General features: G+C 44.3%; 21 protein-coding genes. 3 read left to right on the top strand and 18 right to left on the bottom strand.

The genetic code is table 11. The features are described 5' to 3' along the window. Nucleotides 1-59: 59 nt before the first annotated feature. The 4 genes from OCV70_RS08825 to OCV70_RS08810 form a co-directional block, all read right to left on the bottom strand. The gene (locus tag OCV70_RS08825) at nucleotides 60-2,510 is read right to left on the bottom strand and encodes a hypothetical protein (RefSeq protein WP_021925970.1); all 2,451 of its coding nucleotides are present in this window, start codon (nucleotides 2,508-2,510) and stop codon (nucleotides 60-62) included. An 11-nt stretch (nucleotides 2,511-2,521) separates the two neighbouring features. Then, complete coding sequence (locus OCV70_RS08820) at nucleotides 2,522-3,730, bottom strand: class I SAM-dependent methyltransferase (RefSeq protein ID WP_021925969.1); 1,209 nt, start codon at nucleotides 3,728-3,730, stop codon at nucleotides 2,522-2,524. An 81-nt stretch (nucleotides 3,731-3,811) separates the two neighbouring features. Beyond that, nucleotides 3,812-4,180 carry a hypothetical protein gene (locus OCV70_RS08815; protein ID WP_021925968.1) on the bottom strand — a complete coding sequence of 123 codons (369 nt, stop codon included), beginning with the start codon at nucleotides 4,178-4,180 and terminating at the stop codon, nucleotides 3,812-3,814. Between the two features lie 64 nt (nucleotides 4,181-4,244). Then, nucleotides 4,245-4,946, bottom strand: coding sequence for a 5'-methylthioadenosine/adenosylhomocysteine nucleosidase (locus OCV70_RS08810; RefSeq protein ID WP_021925967.1), 702 nt, complete (start codon nucleotides 4,944-4,946; stop codon nucleotides 4,245-4,247). A gap of 208 nt (nucleotides 4,947-5,154) precedes the next feature. Here OCV70_RS08810 and OCV70_RS08805 point away from each other — a divergent pair, with 208 nt between their 5' ends. Next, a complete protein-coding gene (locus tag OCV70_RS08805; RefSeq protein ID WP_470255898.1) occupies nucleotides 5,155-5,412 on the top strand; it encodes a TIGR03905 family TSCPD domain-containing protein in 258 nt (85 codons plus the stop codon). Nucleotides 5,413-5,510: 98 nt separating this feature from the next. Here the strand turns inward: OCV70_RS08805 and OCV70_RS08800 are convergent, their stop codons facing one another. Further along, nucleotides 5,511-7,127 (bottom strand): MBL fold metallo-hydrolase RNA specificity domain-containing protein, encoded by a 1,617-nt coding sequence (locus OCV70_RS08800; protein WP_021925965.1) that lies wholly within the window; start codon nucleotides 7,125-7,127, stop codon nucleotides 5,511-5,513. A 48-nt stretch (nucleotides 7,128-7,175) separates the two neighbouring features. After that, nucleotides 7,176-7,706 carry a hypothetical protein gene (locus OCV70_RS08795; protein WP_021925964.1) on the bottom strand — a complete coding sequence of 177 codons (531 nt, stop codon included), beginning with the start codon at nucleotides 7,704-7,706 and terminating at the stop codon, nucleotides 7,176-7,178. 89 nt (nucleotides 7,707-7,795) lie between these two features. On the opposite strand from OCV70_RS08795, the gene OCV70_RS08790 reads away from it, so the two are divergent. Then, on the top strand, nucleotides 7,796-8,860 hold the full coding sequence (locus OCV70_RS08790; RefSeq protein WP_021925963.1) for an undecaprenyldiphospho-muramoylpentapeptide beta-N-acetylglucosaminyltransferase: 1,065 nt from the start codon (nucleotides 7,796-7,798) through the stop codon (nucleotides 8,858-8,860). A 51-nt stretch (nucleotides 8,861-8,911) separates the two neighbouring features. Here the strand turns inward: OCV70_RS08790 and OCV70_RS08785 are convergent, their stop codons facing one another. Further along, nucleotides 8,912-9,439: an RNA polymerase sigma factor gene (locus tag OCV70_RS08785; RefSeq protein ID WP_262579630.1), complete on the bottom strand. Its 528-nt coding sequence runs from the start codon at nucleotides 9,437-9,439 to the stop codon at nucleotides 8,912-8,914. 19 nt (nucleotides 9,440-9,458) lie between these two features. Next, complete coding sequence (locus OCV70_RS08780; RefSeq protein ID WP_021925961.1) at nucleotides 9,459-9,863, bottom strand: HIT family protein; 405 nt, start codon at nucleotides 9,861-9,863, stop codon at nucleotides 9,459-9,461. Between the two features lie 172 nt (nucleotides 9,864-10,035). Here OCV70_RS08780 and OCV70_RS08775 point away from each other — a divergent pair, with 172 nt between their 5' ends. Next, a complete protein-coding gene (locus OCV70_RS08775; protein ID WP_021925960.1) occupies nucleotides 10,036-10,719 on the top strand; it encodes a sensor histidine kinase in 684 nt (227 codons plus the stop codon). Here OCV70_RS08775 and OCV70_RS08770 read toward each other — a convergent pair. The 10 genes from OCV70_RS08770 to OCV70_RS08725 form a co-directional block, all read right to left on the bottom strand. Next, nucleotides 10,686-11,288 (bottom strand): rhomboid family intramembrane serine protease, encoded by a 603-nt coding sequence (locus tag OCV70_RS08770; protein WP_021925959.1) that lies wholly within the window; start codon nucleotides 11,286-11,288, stop codon nucleotides 10,686-10,688. The two genes, OCV70_RS08775 and OCV70_RS08770, sit on opposite strands and share 34 nt — an antisense overlap. A 159-nt stretch (nucleotides 11,289-11,447) precedes the next feature. Further along, nucleotides 11,448-12,929, bottom strand: a complete 1,482-nt coding sequence (locus OCV70_RS08765) for a DUF6382 domain-containing protein (RefSeq protein WP_117854580.1) — start codon at nucleotides 12,927-12,929, stop codon at nucleotides 11,448-11,450. Between the two features lie 6 nt (nucleotides 12,930-12,935). Next, entirely contained in the window at nucleotides 12,936-13,364 is a 429-nt protein-coding gene (locus tag OCV70_RS08760) for a TadE/TadG family type IV pilus assembly protein (protein ID WP_021925956.1), read from the bottom strand. Then, the gene (locus tag OCV70_RS08755; RefSeq protein WP_173766523.1) at nucleotides 13,361-13,771 is read right to left on the bottom strand and encodes a prepilin peptidase; all 411 of its coding nucleotides are present in this window, start codon (nucleotides 13,769-13,771) and stop codon (nucleotides 13,361-13,363) included. The genes OCV70_RS08760 and OCV70_RS08755 overlap by 4 nt, the downstream gene beginning before the upstream one ends. A gap of 52 nt (nucleotides 13,772-13,823) precedes the next feature. Then, nucleotides 13,824-14,624 carry a hypothetical protein gene (locus OCV70_RS08750; protein ID WP_117854582.1) on the bottom strand — a complete coding sequence of 267 codons (801 nt, stop codon included), beginning with the start codon at nucleotides 14,622-14,624 and terminating at the stop codon, nucleotides 13,824-13,826. A 43-nt stretch (nucleotides 14,625-14,667) separates the two neighbouring features. Next, entirely contained in the window at nucleotides 14,668-16,080 is a 1,413-nt protein-coding gene (locus tag OCV70_RS08745; protein ID WP_244096226.1) for a DUF5702 domain-containing protein, read from the bottom strand. Nucleotides 16,081-16,215: 135 nt separating this feature from the next. Continuing rightward, nucleotides 16,216-16,395, bottom strand: coding sequence for a Flp1 family type IVb pilin (locus OCV70_RS08740; RefSeq protein ID WP_021925952.1), 180 nt, complete (start codon nucleotides 16,393-16,395; stop codon nucleotides 16,216-16,218). Nucleotides 16,396-16,475: 80 nt separating this feature from the next. Beyond that, nucleotides 16,476-17,420 (bottom strand): type II secretion system F family protein, encoded by a 945-nt coding sequence (locus tag OCV70_RS08735; RefSeq protein ID WP_243000381.1) that lies wholly within the window; start codon nucleotides 17,418-17,420, stop codon nucleotides 16,476-16,478. Nucleotides 17,421-17,495: 75 nt separating this feature from the next. Beyond that, entirely contained in the window at nucleotides 17,496-18,248 is a 753-nt protein-coding gene (locus OCV70_RS08730; protein ID WP_021925950.1) for a type II secretion system F family protein, read from the bottom strand. Beyond that, on the bottom strand, nucleotides 18,245-18,589 hold the full coding sequence (locus tag OCV70_RS08725; RefSeq protein ID WP_330385706.1) for an ATPase, T2SS/T4P/T4SS family: 345 nt from the start codon (nucleotides 18,587-18,589) through the stop codon (nucleotides 18,245-18,247). Before OCV70_RS08725 ends, OCV70_RS08730 begins: the two co-directional genes overlap by 4 nt. Nucleotides 18,590-18,631 lie beyond the last annotated feature (42 nt).

Genomic DNA, 18,631 nt, shown 5'->3' with positions numbered 1-18,631 from the left:
TATTTTTTATGTCAGGGGGCAAAATGAATTTGCCCCAGCTGCTTCATTGCTCCAGCTCATCAGAAATCCGGATTTTCTATATAACTGATAAAAATATTGCCTGCTGCCTCAAATAATGCAGTGCTGTCATTCATACCATAAGGATATGTCTCTCCCTTCACAGGATCGTAAAGATAGGTGTTGTATTCATCATATCCGACGATCACCACACTGGTATTATCACCGGTTTTGGCAATGACAGGTCTTTGGGCACTGATCTCATAGAGTACGCTGTCCAGGGTACATCCGGAAAGATCAATTACAGTTCCCCCATCTCCAAGGCTTTCCTGTAAAACAGCCACATCCAGGGATGCGCTCTTCATTGCTTCCGGTATGTCATCAAGATTCAGCGTCAGCTTTGTCTTCTTGTTTCCGCGCTCCCATACATACTGCTGGGCGCGGTTCAGTACTACTCCAGTCTGTTCATCTGCCCTTAAAACTGCCTGGGCAGGATCTGTGTATGTGCTGTCCAGACCGCCTTTCGCATATACATAATATACGTTGTCATCCGGCATCTGAGTGTCCAGGGCAATATATTCATCCTTCACACTCTTCATCTTTGAATAGATTACTAATGGTTCCTGGATTTCCGGTGCTTCATCCAGGGACAGTCTGATCTGTGTTCCTGCTCTGGTGCTGCTTACCAGTTCTACAGATACTGTGTTGGCAGATGCCTTTGTATTGTTCAGGATATTATCTTTATCTACTGCCTGATAGCCGCTGCCTGTCTTCTGGGAAAGCTGAAACTCCATTATGGTGCTTCCCATTGTCACATTGGTTATATAAAGTCCTTCCTGATGATATTCCTTTTTTAGGGTTCCGTCAAATGCTTCTATGCGGATTGTATGAATTCCTGTGGTTTCATGGCCATTGCTGTCTGTCACAATATCGCCATCCACCACAATTCCATAAACCATATCCTCATTCATGAATCCGGAAAGCACAAGTGACTGTCCGTCTGACGGCGCAAGGGTTCTGGTTTCCAGGGTTTCAAAATCAATTTCCTTTATGTTTCCGGCACTCTCTCCCTTCTGGATCACCCAGGCTGCATGAGCATTTGTCTCTGAAACCGCGAACTCATCTGTATGAATTCCCTCATCCAGCACCTCGCTGGTTTCCTCTGAAATATTGACTCTGTACAGCTTCTGTGCAAACAAAAGAAACAGAAAATTATCTGTGCTTACGTAAGACAATGTTCCAAGGTCTTCCTTAAGGAACTCATAAGATTCTGTTGATGGAATGAAGACTTTCTCTTCCACCACATTCTGGTCATTGCTGTAGTGGTATACACAGACACCGCAGTATCCTTCCCGGACACCCCGGTTCATATATCCATACAGCACAAAATCCACATCTCCGTTGTCTTCCACACGAATGATCTTAATATCGTGCTTGTATCTTGCATCTCTGAAATCTCCATCATTCTCCTTACGGAAGCTGAAAATTCTGGAAAACTTACCATCTGTCGGAGAATAGGACCACAAATCACCCTCCTGAACAAATGCCAGAACTCCGGCAGTTTCATTCATCATATATTCCACATTCTTATCTCTTACCCCAAGGAGAAGTCCCTTGTCCGAAATATGAATGGAATTCTCGTTGAATACCTGGGATGCACTTCGCTTGAAATCCAGAAGCATAATTCTGGTTTCTGTGTAGCGCATTCTGTAAAACTCTGTTACATCATAAATTTCCTGATTTCCATTATCATCCAGGGCGGCAATCTGATATTCCAGGGAAACACTGGCAGTTGTCTCATTGATATCCTTCACAACCGGGATTCCGCTTCTGTATATCTGCGGGCTTAAATTTCCCCAGCTGATCTGGGCAAATGTGGAATTGATGTCCACATCTGTATAATTGACTGTAGTTCTGGAATTGTCCGGTTCCAGATAACTGGTCAGATCCTCTGCCGCCGCTTTATCCATGCATTTCTCATAAAAGCTTGTGACAAACTTAATATACTGGGATGCATTCACATTGGATCTGGAAACAACGCGGGTATAGTAGTAAGCCGTTCCTTTATTTGTTTCCAGCGAGATCTGCAGGGAATACTCCTGGTTCATCAGAAGGTCACTGCTGATCTTTATAGTCGTGGCCAGATAGCTGTCCAGCTTGTCCAGACTTTTGACCTTGCGGTTTTCCAGTACCTTGCTGCCGTCGGAAGTACGGATCTCATAGGAAAGACTTGTAACCTTCGTATCATAGGGATTCACCACCAGGGACAATTCCTTCGAAGTATCCAGCGGGGTTACACTGTCTCTGGTAAAATCCGACTGCATGGGCTGCGCATAACCGTACATCCTGTTTCCATAGTTTCCGTCAAAATTAACCATTACTTCCGGGAAAACCGGATCATTCATATCAGAGCGGTCATCCGTGGTCTCGCTGTTCAGCAGAAGTGAGCTTCCTGCCACGCCAAGAACAAAAATAAACAGGAGAATCACTGCTCTGCGTAAAAATTTTATCATTTTTTCTCCCCTTAATTTTCTGAATGTACCTCCCCCTCCGGGTACAGAAGTTTTTCCAGTGTCGGCCTGATATGCAAAGCATTCATAAGCTCTGCTGCATCATCCATTTTTCTTTTATTACCAGTTTTTACTGCACGGATCAGAAGATTCTTAGGCGTATGCTCCATGTCGATAAACTCCAGGATCTGAGTCTCATACCCCATACTTTCCAGCAGATTGGCACGAATTCCATCTGTGAGTAAAGCAGACATTCTTTCCTTGAGAATCCCATACTTCAGAATCGGTTCCAGCGTGTCATTCTTAATCTGGCGGTTCACCTCATGCTGACAGCATGGAACAGAAAGGATTACTTTGGCGCCCCACTCTACAGCTTTGGCAAGTGCGTAATCCGTGGCAGTATCGCAGGCATGAAGAGTCACTACCATATCTACAGAAGATACACCCTCATAATCTGCAATATCTCCCTGATAAAAATGCAGCTTCTCATAGCCGTATTTAACAGCCAGCCCATTACATTTCTCAATGACATCTGTTTTCAGATCCAAGCCGATAATATTTACATCATAGCCTTTAAGTTCTCTTAAATAATAATACATGGCAAAAGTAAGGTAGGACTTTCCGCAGCCAAAATCCAATATCGTAACTTCCTTCTGCTGATCCAGCTTTGGAAGAATGTCCTGGATAAATTCCAGAAAGCGGTTGATCTGCCGGAATTTATCATATTTCTGCGTGATGATCCGTCCCTCTTTATTCATAACTCCAAGGTCCACAAGGAATGGAACTGGAGTATTTTCTTTGAGAATATACTGCTTCACACGGTTGTGTGCCAGTATCTGTTTCTTTTCACCAGTCTGGGCAGGCTTGTCTTTCCCAGAAGTACTCTGGTTCTGTGCATTACCGGGATGACGTCTGGTCTTAATGGTTACTTTTCCCTTCTTGCTCACCAGAACAGTACCGTCCAGCGTCATCCCACTGGACTGAAGCTGTGAAAAGTGATGCTGCAGTCCCTCTTTCAGATACTGTATCAGTTCCTCACGGTGATAATTCCTGTGAAGTACTTTCGTTCCAACAGTCTCAGAAACCTGGTAAATCACCTGTCCTTTGATTTCTACAGGACGTATCTTCGCTTTGGAAGGCCCTTCTCCTTTGCTTCCGCTTAATACGGCCTGGCATAACTGCTCATTGATCTGTTCGTCTAAATATTCGTCTATTGTTTTCATCTTTTTAATATTATAAAGCTTCCACTATATCTATTGTAAAATTCTGTTATCATATTTTGCTTCGGTCAGGGCTTCCTTCTTTTAATACCAGCCCCGGCATCTGCGTCTCCGGCACCGTCTGCGTGATATTTCGTGAAATAAAAGCACCTGAACAAGATCCTCCAGAAGACCGTCTGACATAGCTTCCATACCTGCCTGCGGGCTGACATCATCCATGATCTTCCTGCCAAGATGATACAGCATGTAGCGGTCCGGATGTTCATCGTACAGCCTGCTGCCCTCGTAATCCAGAAGATCACATTCTTCTTCCACTTTCTCCTGAATCCTTCTGGCAGTCTCCGGATAATAAGATTTCATCAGGGAAAACTCTTCTTCCTGTTCTTTCTCCCCTCTGTAAAGCATGGGATTGGCATAGCTCGCGTAAAATGGATAAAAATCTTTATATATCATATCAGCATTCTGATTCCTTTTCCATTTCACTTCCAGTATATGCAGCATTCCCGGCAGGCGTTAATTATGCAAGTCTTGCAAGCATATTCAAAGTCAGCTTCACACTGTGCTCGATTGCTTTTTTCTCAAATTCACTGTAATCCATCTGCGCACTTCCGTCTGCCTTGTCAGAAATAGCGCGGATCACAAGGAATGGAATCTCATTGAGATAAGCAGCCTGTCCAATGGCAGCGCCTTCCATCTCGGTTGCGTATGCGGCAAACTCAGATACAATACCGTCCTTCACGCCCTGGTCGCAGACAAACTGATCACCGGATGCAATTCTGCCCTCAAATACCTGGATATCCGGGTTCACCTCGCGGCATACCTCTGCTGCTAACTGGCGAAGCTTCTCATCTGCTGCAAAATAAAATACCGGCATCTGTGGAATCTGGCCTTTGCGATATCCGAATCCGGTAGCATCCATGTCGTGCTGCACAACATCTGTAGAGAGAACAATGTCCCCAATATTGATGTCCTTATTCAGGCTTCCTGCGATTCCTGTGTTGATGATTGCTTCTACTGAAAATACGTCAGCAAGAATCTGCGCGCAGATTCCAGCATTTACCTTGCCAATTCCGGAACGCACTACAACGGCTTTTCTTCCAGCCAGAGTTCCCTCATAAAAATCCATGGAAGCTTTCTTGATAATTCTCACATCTTCCATTTTTTCTTTTAAAATGGCAACTTCTTCTTCCATTGCCCCGATAATACCTATGCTTTTCATTTTGTATTCTCCTGTTGTAAATATAATTTAACATTTATTGCCGCTGTCACAAAGTAACCAGCAGCCTTTTACCTCTTGATTCTTCTTTATTATAACAAAACTTCCCCTTATATCCAACTTAAATTTAGAATGGAAACTTATATTATGTTCTGCTATAATAATAGCTGGATCAGAAACTGATCCGATCCTGTTATTTTATAAAAAACAATTGGAGGAAAAATCAATGGAATATAAGACAAAAGGTGTTTGCTCTATGGCAATCCAGTATGATCTTGATGATGAACAGAAGGTTCACAATGTGAAATTTATCGGTGGCTGCTCTGGAAACACTCAGGGTGTAGCAAAGCTTGTAGAAGGCATGCCGGCTAAGGAAGTTATCGCACGTCTGGAGGGAATCCAGTGCGGCCGCAGACCAACTTCATGTCCAGACCAGCTTGCAACAGCTTTAAAAGAGGCACTTTCTTAATTTAAGTTTTGTATTTTTTGCCCCGGGATTTCCCCGGGGCATTTTTACATTTCATAGATTCGCTGTCTGCATCGGCAGACTCAATTGGCAAATAAAAATCAGATATCCGTTCTGTCCCACTTGTCGCACAGGGATTGAACTTCTCTGGAAAATTTCTCCAGGTCTTTATTAGGGCATCCTTCGTTCTTACGGATAACAGACAACAGACGGTGTCCAAGGGCAAGAAGCTTATTGTATGCCCTTGCAGCTTTAGAAGCCTTCTGAACTGCGGAAGGCTTCTGGATGCGAATTCCCTGCGCCTCGTACAGAAATTCCCCTGTGGCCAGGTCAAATTCCGTTCCGCTAAACGGTGCGTAGGCATCGTATCCCATTTCATCCCGCAGTCTTGCGGAAAATACTTCTGTTACACTGTCTTCTCCATGGGTAACAAAGACTTTCTGTGGTTTTTCTTCGAATGCCTTGATCCAGTCAATTAAACCATTTACATCAGCATGACCGCTGATTCCAGGCATCCGGCAGATCTTCGCCGCCACATGAACCGGCTCACCGAACAGCTTGATCTCCGTTGCCCCTTCGATCAGTGCACGTCCTGCTGTTCCCTCTGCCTGATATCCTACAAACAGAATGGTGCTGTCTTCCCTCCACAGATTGTGTTTCAAATGATGCTTAATTCTGCCCGCATCACACATTCCGCTGGCGGATATAATTACCTTGCAGTCCTCATCAAAGTTGATTGCCCTGGAATCTTCACTGGTAACAGAAATTTTCAGTCCCGGAAAGCTGATGGGATTGATTCCTTTATTGATCAGTTCCATGGCTTCTTCATCGAAGCAGTCATACTTATGCATTCCAAAAATATTGGTTGCCTCATTCGCAAGGGGACTGTCAACAAACACCTTAAAGTTTCCATGACCGTGAACCAGGTTCTCTGCTTTGATCTGTCGGATGAAATACAGCATTTCCTGGGTTCTTCCCACTGCGAAGGACGGAATCACAACATTTCCGCCTCTGTCAAAAGTCTCCTGGATAATGTCGGCAAGAAGCCTTACATAATCAGGCCGCTCTCCGTGGCTTCTGTCCCCATATGTGGACTCCATCACCACATAATCCGCTTTTTTGAAATAAACCGGATCTTTTATCAAAGGCTGATTTTTATTTCCAATGTCTCCGGAAAATACAATGGTCTTTTCCACTCCATCTTCCTGAATATTCACTTCGATGCTGCTGGAACCAAGAAGATGACCTGCGTCAATAAATTTTACCCGCAGTCCCTCTCCAAGAATGATTCCCTTGTCATAAGGACAGCCTACAAAGTTTCGGATCACGCCCATGGCGTCTTCCATGGTATAAGCCGGAACAAACTCCGGTTTCCCCTGGCGCTTCGCCTTACGGTTGCGCCATTCAGCCTCAAACATCTGGATATGGGCACTGTCACGGAGCATAATGTCGCAAAGATTGCAGGTTGCTTCAGTGGCATAGATTGGTCCCTTAAATCCTTTTGCGTAAATTGCAGGAAGATTGCCGGAATGGTCCATATGCGCATGCGTCAGAAGAACAAAATCCAAATCTCCCGGCGGCACAGGAATATCCTTATTCTCGTAGTAATTAGGCCCCTGTTCCATTCCGCAGTCTACCAGAAACTTTTTTCCGGCTGCTTCCAGATAATAGCAGCTTCCGGTAACCTCATGTGTTGCTCCAATAAAAGTGATCTTCATGCAGATTCCCCCTTTTACCCAGAACTTTATTTATTTTTCAGCCAGCCTTCACGGCATAGTGTTATGATCTATAATATGCTCAATGGTACTGACAAATTTCGCATTATCCGCCTGGCTCGCCATACTTCCTGCAAGAAGACCGATTGCTGCAAGAAGGATAAAGCCAGACGCTTTTGCAAGCTTGTACCATGACTTCGGTTTCTCAATTTCAATGGGATGTATCATATTCGAAAGCTCATTGACAAAATTGTTCTCTTCCTGAACAGGATCCTGATCATCCCAGGAATCATCCACAGTTCTGCCAATCTCCTCTAATTCTCTTTCCCATTTATCCATTCCCCGGGATCCGGGAAATTTCACAATTTCTGCTGTCTGTGTATCCTGGCTGTTTTCTTTTTGCAGGCCTTCTTTTTTTACGCGCTGCATAAACCTTTCATAAGCCTTATCAATTTCTTCATCAGAGACTGAAGGCTCATCTGCATGGTCTCCCAGAAGGCTTTTCTCTATCATCTTAGCCTCTCGGAACAGCTCATCTTCCAACAGCTTGTCTACTTCCTCATCCTTTATTTCTTTACTCATTATTTTCTCCCAGATTTTTTTCTTTTCTTGACAATTCCACTGCAAGGGTTCATATTTATTAAATAAAAAATGCTATTCAGGAGGATCCTATGAAACATATTATCCTTACCGGCGGTGGTACTGCCGGACATGTCACCCCGAATATTGCCCTGATTCCTGCTTTAAAGGAAAAAGGTTATGAAATCTCTTACATCGGCTCCTACGATGGTATCGAAAAGAAACTGATCGAGGAGCTTGGAATTCCTTATTACGGAATTGCTTCCGGTAAATTAAGACGCTACTTTGACTGGAAAAACTTTTCAGACCCATTCCGTGTTCTGAAAGGTTATTTTCAGGCAAAAAAACTTATGAAAAAACTGAAACCTGATGTGGTTTTCTCAAAGGGCGGATTCGTTACCGTCCCAGTAGTAATCGCAGCCGGAAAGCGTCACATTCCAGCGATTATTCATGAATCCGACATGACCCCGGGTCTTGCAAACAAGCTGTGTCTTTCTTCAGCTTCAAAAATCTGCTGCAACTTCCCGGAAACAGTAAACAGTCTTCCCAAAGATAAGGCAGTCCTTACCGGAACGCCTATCCGCCAGGAGCTTCTTCACGGAGACAAGGAACGCGCCCGCGCATACTGCGGCTTCACTTCCGAGAAGCCGGTTCTGCTTGTAATCGGCGGCAGTCTCGGTGCTGCTTCTGTAAATGAAAATGTACGGAAAATTCTTCCTGAACTTCTGAAAGAATTCCAGGTTATTCATATTTGTGGTAAGGGAAAAATGGATGAAAGTATCCAAATGACAGGTTATGTGCAGTACGAATATGTACAGGAACAGCTTCCTGACATGTTTGCACTGGCAGATGTAGTGATCTCCCGTGCAGGAGCTAACGCAATCTGTGAACTTGCCGCACTTTCAAAACCAAATCTCCTGATTCCGTTATCTGCAAAGGCAAGCCGCGGTGACCAGATTCTCAATGCCCGTTCCTTCGAACGCCAGGGCTACAGCATGGTTCTTGAAGAAGAGGAAATTACGGAATCCACTCTGATGGAAGCAATCCACAGGCTCTATCTGGATCGTGACAAATATATTTCGGCTATGTCCGCAGGTAAAAATCTGAATTCCATTCAGCATATTGTTGAGTTAATTGAAGAATGTACCCGTTCCTGATTGTTACTGCATACCTCTGCGATCCTGCAGAGGTATGCTTTTTCAGTCAAATTATTCTTTGTCCAGTCTTGCAAGCTCTTCCAAAAGCCATTTCTTGGCTCTGAGGACTCTGTTGTTAACATTGTTTCTTGTATATCCAAACTCCCGTGCAACTTCATCAGTGGAAATGTCAAGCATGACCACCCTCATAAAAATTTCATAATTCACTGGATTCTTCTGATGGAGATTCTCAAATTCCATGGTGATATACTGTGCCTTCTCCATACCGAGCAATGCTGCTTCTGCGCTTTCCACACTTTTATATTGCAGTTCAGACACTTCATTATCAAACATTACTTCCCGCTTCACATAAGATTTTCTGAGATAATCTCTGCCTTTATTGGTTGTTTCCGTGACTACCAGCGAATACAGCTTTCTTTCGCTGGACATATCAAGTCTGTCTTTGATTCTGTAAAAATATAAAAATACTTCCTGTGTAACATCCTCCGCTGTAAAATGACTCTGTACAATTCTGCTTGCAAGTTTAACTGAGACATCATAGTAACGCCTATAAAAAGCTCTGAATTCTTCACTATTCATCTCTCGTACCTTGTCCTGATCAGCAGTTCATTTTTTCCAGAATCTCATTCTTCATTTCGTCAGTTAATGTTCCTGGCTCCCAGGCAATTCCAACCTTGTCGCCCTTATATCTTGGAATCAGATGCATGTGAAAATGAAAGACAGTCTGTCCTGCCTGCTCACCATTGTTCTGAACAATGTTAAAGCCGTCGCAGCCCAGTGCATCTGTCATCTTCGTAGCCATTTTCTTTGCCAGAACCATTGCCTTGGCAGCCATTTCATCTGAAATTTCATAGATGTTGGCAGCATGTGCCTTGGGCAGGATCAGTGCATGTCCCTTGCTTGCCGGGCCCAGATCCAGAATTACTCTGAAATCTTCATCCTCGTATAAGGTTGCTGCTGGAATTTCTCCGTTTGCGATTTTACAAAAAATACAATTTTCCATAGTCTTTTCCTCCCAAAAAAGATATATAAATAATACGTTTGTGAATAGCTAAAATCACATTTTTTATTAAAAAATTTTATAGTTTTTCGTTGTCGAGTATTGTCGATTTTTTCAGTACGATTTTGTTTGTCATTTTTTCACACTGATGTTACACTTCCCATGAGGTGATCTTATGCAGAACAATACATTAAAGGAACCAGATGAATCCCGTCTGCTTCTTTCCAGATTTTCTCATGAAATCCGCAATCCCATTTCCCTGATCAACAGTGAGCTTCAGATGATCGAGGAAACACATCCAGAGGTTGCATCCTACCGTTACTGGAATGATATTATGGATAATCTGGAATACACAAAAATACTTTTAAACAATCTTTCTGAGTATAATAATGCTGACAGGCTTATGCCCCGCAAAACAGATTTCCACAGGTATCTTTCCTCGCTTATTTCCAGCATCCGTCCCACATGTGAGTATCTGGGAATTGCACTGGATGTTCAGATTCCGGATACACTGCCTGCCATTTTCATTGATCAGGTAAAATTGAAGCAGGCCCTTCTGAATCTGCTGCGAAATGCTTCCGAAGCCGTTTCACTTCCTGGTGGAAAAATATCCTTCCATGTGGTCTTGCAGGAAGGCTATATTCACATTTCCATAAAGGACAATGGATGCGGCATAGCAGGAAATCAGCTAGACCAGATCTTCCAGCCGTTTGTAACCTTTAAGGAAAATGGAACCGGGCTTGGTCTGGCAATCACCAGGCAGATCATACAGGCACATGGCGGAAGCATTCAGGTAGAAAGCACTCCCGGCCAGGGAAGTGAATTTCATATTCTTCTGCCGGAAACTTTTCCCGGATGATATAGAAGAGCTGCCAGTATAAATCCGCAGACCAGTCCGCCTACATGTGCTGCATTATCCACGCCCGTACTTGTAAAGCCAAAATACAGGGAAAATCCTGCCATAATCATCATCTGACGTACAGAAATGTCCTGAATGCGTCCGCGGCTTCGGATCACTACATAGAGCATTGCTCCCATCACCGCAAACACTGCGCCGGATGCGCCGGCTGATACTGCGTATTCAGCCTTTTTGGTCTCCATCAGGAGAGAGAAAATATTGCCGCCAAGACCGCCCAGCAGGTAAACCAGGATAAATTTCACTTTTCCCAACACCGGCTCCAGGCGCTGGCCAAGTACAAACAGAACCAGCATATTATTGGCAATGTGATAGATTCCAAAGTGAAGAAACATGCAGGTAAATAATCTGTATGTCTCGCCCTCTTCCAGAATCAGCGGCGGATATGCCGCTCCGCATGCGATCATATGTACAGTATTCTCACTGCCTCCTGTAAAATCTACAATCACAAATATCAGTATATTCAGAAGTATAAAAAGAACCGTCACAGGTTCTTTTTTTATTTCCTCCAAGCAATCACCCCGATGAAAATTTTTCAGTTTATCATAGCATAAGAACTTGCATTATTACTTTCTGATAATAACGTAAGTATAGCACAATTTCTCTGATACCTCAATATTTTTATGGCAGGTTATCCTGGACAAAATGCAGGAAATGTAAGGTTTCTTCATTTATTTCAGAAATACATATCTTGCCTGGGCAAAGTCTACCTCGTCCTGATCCTGAAGGCAGTATTCTTCGGAACTCTTTATCATTTTTCCGTTTACAGAGGTTCCGTTCCGTGAATTCAGATCCGTAAGATAATATTCTCCATCCCGTTTTCGGATTTTTGCATGAATTCGGCTTACTGTGGGAAGGTCTATGACTGCATCTGCTGCCGTTTCCATCTTTCCGATCACAGTCAGCTCTTCCTGCAGATAAATAGTTGCAAGCTCCCCTGGTTCCCGGCTGACTAAAGTTGCCGGGCCAGTGACAATGTTCGCGGACAAAACTACAGTTTCTCCAAAATTGGTTTTCTGGCTTTTGGAAGTACAGCTGCTGTTTTCTGTGTAGATTTCTTCCTGTTTCTTTCCAGTTTTTTCCTCAGTCCTTTCAGTTCCATATGTTTCATCTTCAGATATTTCCATATGCTTCAGGGACTGTTTTCCACACTTTCTGCTTTCCTTTGGCATTGGGGTTTCCTGATTTTCGGATATTTTTTGACCTTTTTTCTTCAACAGCGACAAAATCCAGACATACAGCATACCAATGCCCATAGCCACTATCACACATCCAAGCACGGCTGTCACAGAAATTCTGGGCAGATATCCCAGTGTTTCCGCAATAATCACCAGCAATGCCACGGCCGCAACCGAAAGACACCAGATAAAGATTCCTTTCTCCTGGGATTTTCCGGACTTTCTGCTTTCTTTGGCAGGTTCCTCCTGCCACATAACCTCTTCCGGATTTATATTTATTTCTTCTTGCTCCGTCTTCCCGTTTGGTCTGGCTGAAAAGTCAGTACCGGGGTGCGCAGCAGCAACATCCATAAAGCCCGTGTCTGTTCCCTCTTTGTCCGTCTTTTGCCGGGAAGCTGCATTTATGGCCGAGTCTGTTTTGGCAGTCTCAGAACGTTCCTGGTATAATTCCTGTTTAATGTGTTCCAGATGAAAGCTGTCCTCCAGCGCTCTTCTGTATATTCCGTATCCCAGCATTACAGCCCTGGAATCCTCATGATCAAGCAGCGGAAGAATATATTCTGTCAGCTCCTGAAATTCCTGCCGCACATCCTGGTCGTAACCCGGCAAATAACAGAAATACAGCTGTCTTTTCTCCACATCCACATACATATATTCCGGCTTTAGCAACAGCCTGGACGGATTCAGCAAATACTCCGCCATCTCCTCCATGACCTGCACAAAACCGCCAAGGATCATCTGAAGGTCCTCATATCCAATCTTCTTTTCCTCATATAACGAAAGTACAGACTGTTTCGAAGTAATGTCGAAGCAGACCATAAACTGTCCGTCCACGCCCTGCACCCTGCACTTTAAAACGGACGGAATGGTATTTCCCACCAGCATTCTCATCTGATAGGAGGAAGTGTCTGGCTCTTCTTCCTCGTACAGCACCAGATAATTCCCACTCAGGTCTCTTTTATATTCCGCTTTCATTTTTGCTTATTCCCCCTTTATACTTTCTGATGCACTTTTCACTTTGCGAATCCAGGACACAGGATCTATCACTTTCACAGCTTCCTGAACCTTCAGATGACTGCGAAATCCTCCATAAACGGAAAACGTATCCAAATCATACGTGACCTGTACCTTTTTGCCCTCCTCCGCCTGCACCTTCAGATTTTCACTCCCAAAAAAGCCTGTATTCCCAAGCTCATTTCCTTTTTTCAGCGCCGCTTCCCGGCTGTTTCCGTCTGGAACTGCTGCTTCCATACTTCCTGAAAGAGCAGCCTCGTATGCAGCAGCTGTAAGCCACGCCCTGTTATGTACATAAAAAAACAAATATAGCACCGTCATAATTACCAGCAGGATCACAGGCATTAAAAGTGCCGTTTCTATTGCCATGCTTCCCTTTCTCAACTGCTTTTTCAATAAATCAGTCCTCCTATATATCCAAGCAAAAGAAACGGAACAAAGGGAATCTCGGTCTTTCTTCCAGTGCGCGGCAATATGAGCAGAATGATTCCCCACACACTGCAGCACAAAAGCCCCATCATAAATACACCCAGCAGTTCTCCAAAGGTGAGCACGGTTCCAAGAGCTGCCAGAACCAGTCCGTCTCCCATTCCCACTGCTCCTTTTGAAACTACACTCAGCGCGATCAGTGCAGTGCCAAATCCTACGGCCCCAATCCACTCCCAGAATATAGTTCCGTGCCAGAGCGCATTTATGATTCCAATCACAGCAAATATTCCGGTTGCAAGCAGAGAAACCTCCCTTTTTCGGATATCCTTCCAGCTGTTTATTCCCAGAAACGCAAGCACAAAAATCTGTTCCACTTTCATCCCCTCCATGTTTTTCGTTTCTTTCACAAACATGCAGCACAGTACCTTATCCGCATCTTTTGCAGACAGACAGGTTCGCTGCTTTTGACTCTTTTACCAGACGCACCGTTCTTTTCAGTCCGCTGCAGGTTCTGTCATTGTGAAAACGGTTCCCGGATTTGGTAATGTAAACATAGCTTCCCGGCTTCTGGCCTTTGCTGCAGCTTTCGCAGGCATAATATTTCTCTCCGGAATCATTTCTCTTAGAGGAAACCTCTGACCCTGAAATCCGGGAAACCGACAGCTTCAAATGACTGCAGTCCAGGCTCTTGTGGTATACCGTTCCGGAAGCTGTCACATAGACCATTTTCTCCGGGCTTTCGTTTGGATCACTGGTCTCCTCCCAGCTGGCTCCTGTCCACGCATGGACTTTTACGGAATTGTAATTCCATTTGGCTGGGAGCGGTATGATTCCTGCCACAGGCTTATAGGAATAGACATCCGGAAGCGTAATCTCTTCTGTTCCTCCGCTTACTGCATAGGCGTACATTCCTGCATCCTTGGCATTCTGGCACAGCTTGCTCAGATGCTCTGTCTGAAGCTTGTATAAATCCATAAAAGAAATCATAGTTACCATTGTCAGGAAAAACAGAGGCAGTACCATTGCCGCCTCTACAGTAAGACTGGCTTTCTTTAGCTTTGTACTTAAGTTTTTCAAAAAGGCGCACAAAGACGCTTTGCCGAAAGGGTTCCGCACCAAAGCCGGGGATGCTTTTGCGAAATGGTTTCCCAGAGAACTATTCCTTCTTGTTCTTCGCTCTTTCAGAGTCTGTATATCTTTTTGCATAATCTCATCCAATATTCCCATCTCCTTTTCGGAAAAGCATCTCTCTGCGCCTTTTTCTTTATTTTTAAATATAGTGGTATGCTCTCGTAACCGTAAACGTTTTCCGCTTATTTGCTTTTACATCAGCAGACACTTCCATTGCTGTAATGCAGTGATCCAGCTGAAACCAGTTCCAGTTCTTCGCTTCCTGAACAGAAGTTTCCACCATATCCATGCCGCCATCTATTTTCTTTGCCTTGGAACAGGAAAACAGAAAAACCTGCAGGTAATCTTCGTACGATACTCCTGTCTCATCCGTCCTTCTTATGGTGTCCAGGCTGTCGAACAATGCAGGAAGATTCTGCAGGGACAGCTGCCAGTTTACAGCATTTTTTACAAGAGGGACTTTTCCTCCGTCAAAAAGCTCCCGGACATCCAATATACTTTCCGCAAAAGCCCAGCATAAGATCAGTGCACTTTTGATCACGCCAGCTGCCGGAGGAATAAGAAAACTGGCTGCTATAGCCGCTGCGACAGATGTCACCTGTGCCACTTTCACAGGGTCCGCCATAAGGCCTGCCACATTGATTCCTTCTCTCACACGCAAAAGCTTGTTCGCAACTGCTTTTAAATTGGCTTCATCATTGTCCTTTCCGGCAATTATATATTCGATCTGATAATCCAGGTCACCATTTCCCGGATTTATAAAATTCCCCAGCTTTTCCATCAGGTATTGCTGGTACAGCGCCTGGGACGTAATCGAGCAGTCTGCTTTGACTGAGTCTTCCATAGCAAATCCAGCTTCCAGGTTTCGCCCGGAAACCAGCTTCTCCTTGTCTGCCTTCTTATCTGAAATTGCCTTCCATGGAGATATTACCAGATCAAGGATCCCCATTTTCCGAATGCGGCGGATTGCAGGAATTGGATTATCAACCGGCTCAGGCTCATATCTTTCACCAGTACCAGAGGACGAAGTTCCATCCGAAAAGCCGCTTGAATCCACTGTACCCTGTTCATTATTCGTCATTTCGTCAAGCTTCGCCTGGCTTTTCTCCTGGGCCGAATTCATTTCAGATTCATAGCTTTCAATTGTCCCTTTGTCTTCCAGTTCATTTCCTTTCTTCTCCGCTTCGGTTGTTTTTCTTTCCGTATTCCGGATCTTGTTTAAAAGAAGAGCTGCCCCGTGGCTTCCGAGAGTTTCTTTCATATACTGAACCGCTTGCTGGTAAAAGACCTCACCATCTGCATCTGTCATCAGAAGATAACCGGATATACCGCCCTGCTGCACTGACAATTTCTGACTATTCTGATCCATCACAGGCTCCATATAAGATTCCAGATTATCATACACAGCTGCCAGATTCATTTCCTTTCCCCCGTAAGCCCCATCAACAGCAAACAGGTCATAGTCCTTTAAAAGGTACTTGTTGTATTGTCCAAACAAAGAATATAGTCCAACATCCATACCGTTTAATATTTGTGTTCTTGCCGCTGCCATTCTTACTGACTCGAGTCCTGAGCTCAGTAAAGACAAAATAAGGCCAAGCGTTAGTGCCAGAAAAACTGTAATACTTCCTCTCTTTACCATGGAGCACCTCTCCTTTTTTACTTCATTTTGTTACTGCGGGTTGCTTTAAATCGAGTTGCTTTGTTTGGTGATCTTTGACAGAATATTTTCTACAAGACTGGTAAGCTGGTCTTTAAAGATCATGACCAGACCAATAAGAACTACAAGAATCAGAATAATCTCAACCACACCTACAGCATCTTCCTCCTGCAAAAAATCTTTCGCAAATTCCCGAAGCTTTCTCATCCCTTCACCTCCCTCTGCCTGTAAAATTTCTTTGGGACTGCTTCGGATAAAGTCCGGTGCTTAAGTCCCTCAGATCGGATTTATCCATAAAAGGACAGACAGGCCGGAAGCATGATAATTGCCATTACCACACCAAGCATCAGAACCATGGGGAGCAGAAGCTTTGTTGTCGCTGCTTCTCCAAGAACTTTCGCCTTTCTTTTCCTGTCATCCCAGGCTTCCACAGATTCCTTTTCCAGCATTTCTCCCATCTGGCGGCTGCCTTTCTGGAGATTCTGGATCAGAAGCGTTGCAAAGGTTTTATACTTTACGTGTCCGCAGCGTTCTCCAAAGCGTCTGTAGGCTTCCATTTCGGAAATCCCGCTTTCCATTTCATTGCATGCGGTCACAAGCTCCTCGTACGCTGCTCTTTTTTCATTTTTGCGTTTATAATCTACCGTCATTTTGCGGAATGCATTTCTGACTGTCATACCTGCCTGTACCAGCAGGGTAAATTTCATGATCAGTCCTGGATAATCCATCATCAGTTCCTCATATCTTTTTGCCCTTGCACTCTGCTCTTCCCTGGCAGTCATGACAATGATAGCAAAAGCTGCCGCCATAGTCATAGCTGCAAGAAGATTTCCGGTATTATCGTAAGGAGTTTTCCATTCCAGATTTTTGCCATTCCAGCTGGACGGCAGGTAATAGTAATCTGGATCTGACTTCTGGCTGTTGTATTTCGCAATAAAATCCAGAAGCTTTTTTTCCAGTTTTTCTTCCTCTGTCAGCACTTCCTGCTGCTGGGAATCTTCCTCTTCCATTTCTTTTTCTGGGATTTGAACGTAGATACTGCCTGTTTCTTCTCCTTCCATGGATACCATGAATTTCTCTTCATAAGAATTTTCCTCCTTTTTCAGTTCATAACCATCCTGATAAATTTCTCCGCCGCCTTTGGTACAGGTCATGGCAAGTCCCATTATATTTCCAGTCAATGCAACTGCCAAAAACAGCTTTCTTCCCTTTTGTGTTCCGATTTGTTCCACATGCAGCCATCCAAGCCTGCTTCCTGCCGCAAGGAGAAATAATATAACAAAAATGACAATATGGAGCCACATCCGCTACACCTCGATTTCCACAATTCTCTTGCCCATCCAATACGCAGTTCCATATACAGCCAGGCAAACAGACATGGCGCCAATGCCAAAGGGATTGCCGTAAAGCATATCCAGAAATCCCGGAGATGCCAGCTGAAGATAAAGAATAATTCCTGCCGGCATAAGGCTCATGATCATCTGCTCGGATTTTTTTGCTGCCAGAGTGGATTCGATTTCTTTTTTCACATCAATCTTATCTCCCAGCATACGGGCTACCTTTTGAATGACATTTCCAAGATCACCGCCGCTTCTTTTGGCTGTGTACAAAATAGAAGCAAAATTCTCAATGTCCTCTACCCTGCATCTTTTTCCAAGGTCCAGGAACAGGTCTTCCACCGGAACGCTTACCTTCTGCTGATTTTCTATGTATCGGAATTCGCGCACAATGTCCGCATTTTTCTCATATAACTGCTCCAGATCCCGAACACATGCAGAAACCGCATTTTCTACCGAATAGCCTGCCTGCACTGCCACGCTCATAGAATTTAAGGCATCCCGGAACTGGTAATTCAACCGGCGCTTTCTCTCCCGGATCAGCTGTTTCTTTTTCCATTTCAGATAAAGGACTGGAAGAGGAACTGCCAGAAGCAGCATCCATATATTTTTATAAAACAGATAATCCACCACTAGGCAAAGAATAACACACTCAGACACATATCTGATGATTTCCTTTACCGAATACTGATACTTTTCATAATCCGTGTTTTTACCGTTCATAGTTTCACCCCCGCACGTTCCAGTTTTTCCCGGTGCATCAAAGGCTCCATCTTTACAAGACCTTTTTCTTCCTGCCACTGATATAAGGGCTGGATCTTGATCTCGCCATCTTCATAGCCGCACACCTCCGAGATTTCCAGAAGCTTTCGGGAGCGGTCCCGCATACGTCCCAAATGAATCAAAATGTCCACCCCTGATGCAATCTGCCTGCGCACTGCCTGTAAGGGAAGATCCAGTTCCGCCATCAAAGTCATGATTTCCAGTCTTGCCAGCATATCCCTGCTGCTGTTTGCATGAGCCGTTCCAAGGCTTCCCTCATGTCCGGTGTTTAGCGCCTTTATATGGACTCCCTATGTTCCCATCATGCAGAAATACAATATCTG

The organism is Blautia acetigignens, from assembly GCF_025566865.1.
Lineage (GTDB): Bacteria > Bacillota > Clostridia > Lachnospirales > Lachnospiraceae > Blautia_A > Blautia_A acetigignens.
This window is presented reverse-complemented; position numbering and strand designations above follow the sequence as displayed.

Bases quoted from the DNA above. Each gene is read 5' to 3' on its own strand.
- OCV70_RS08780 (WP_021925961.1), bottom strand. From the start codon at position 9,863: ATGGAAAATTGTATTTTTTGTAAAATCGCAAACGGAGAAATTCCAGCA.
- OCV70_RS08750 (WP_117854582.1), bottom strand. From the start codon at position 14,624: ATGGGAATATTGGATGAGATTATGCAAAAAGATATACAGACTCTGAAA.
- OCV70_RS08790 (WP_021925963.1), top strand. From the start codon at position 7,796: ATGAAACATATTATCCTTACCGGCGGTGGTACTGCCGGACATGTCACC.
- OCV70_RS08785 (WP_262579630.1), bottom strand. From the start codon at position 9,439: ATGAATAGTGAAGAATTCAGAGCTTTTTATAGGCGTTACTATGATGTC.
- OCV70_RS08800 (WP_021925965.1), bottom strand. From the start codon at position 7,127: ATGAAGATCACTTTTATTGGAGCAACACATGAGGTTACCGGAAGCTGC.
- OCV70_RS08730 (WP_021925950.1), bottom strand. From the start codon at position 18,248: ATGAACGGTAAAAACACGGATTATGAAAAGTATCAGTATTCGGTAAAG.
- OCV70_RS08740 (WP_021925952.1), bottom strand. From the start codon at position 16,395: ATGAGAAAGCTTCGGGAATTTGCGAAAGATTTTTTGCAGGAGGAAGAT.
- OCV70_RS08820 (WP_021925969.1), bottom strand. From the start codon at position 3,730: ATGAAAACAATAGACGAATATTTAGACGAACAGATCAATGAGCAGTTA.
- OCV70_RS08745 (WP_244096226.1), bottom strand. From the start codon at position 16,080: ATGGCAGCGGCAAGAACACAAATATTAAACGGTATGGATGTTGGACTA.
- OCV70_RS08775 (WP_021925960.1), top strand. From the start codon at position 10,036: ATGCAGAACAATACATTAAAGGAACCAGATGAATCCCGTCTGCTTCTT.
- OCV70_RS08825 (WP_021925970.1), bottom strand. From the start codon at position 2,510: ATGATAAAATTTTTACGCAGAGCAGTGATTCTCCTGTTTATTTTTGTT.
- OCV70_RS08810 (WP_021925967.1), bottom strand. From the start codon at position 4,946: ATGAAAAGCATAGGTATTATCGGGGCAATGGAAGAAGAAGTTGCCATT.
- OCV70_RS08795 (WP_021925964.1), bottom strand. From the start codon at position 7,706: ATGAGTAAAGAAATAAAGGATGAGGAAGTAGACAAGCTGTTGGAAGAT.
- OCV70_RS08815 (WP_021925968.1), bottom strand. From the start codon at position 4,180: ATGATATATAAAGATTTTTATCCATTTTACGCGAGCTATGCCAATCCC.
- OCV70_RS08765 (WP_117854580.1), bottom strand. From the start codon at position 12,929: ATGAAAGCGGAATATAAAAGAGACCTGAGTGGGAATTATCTGGTGCTG.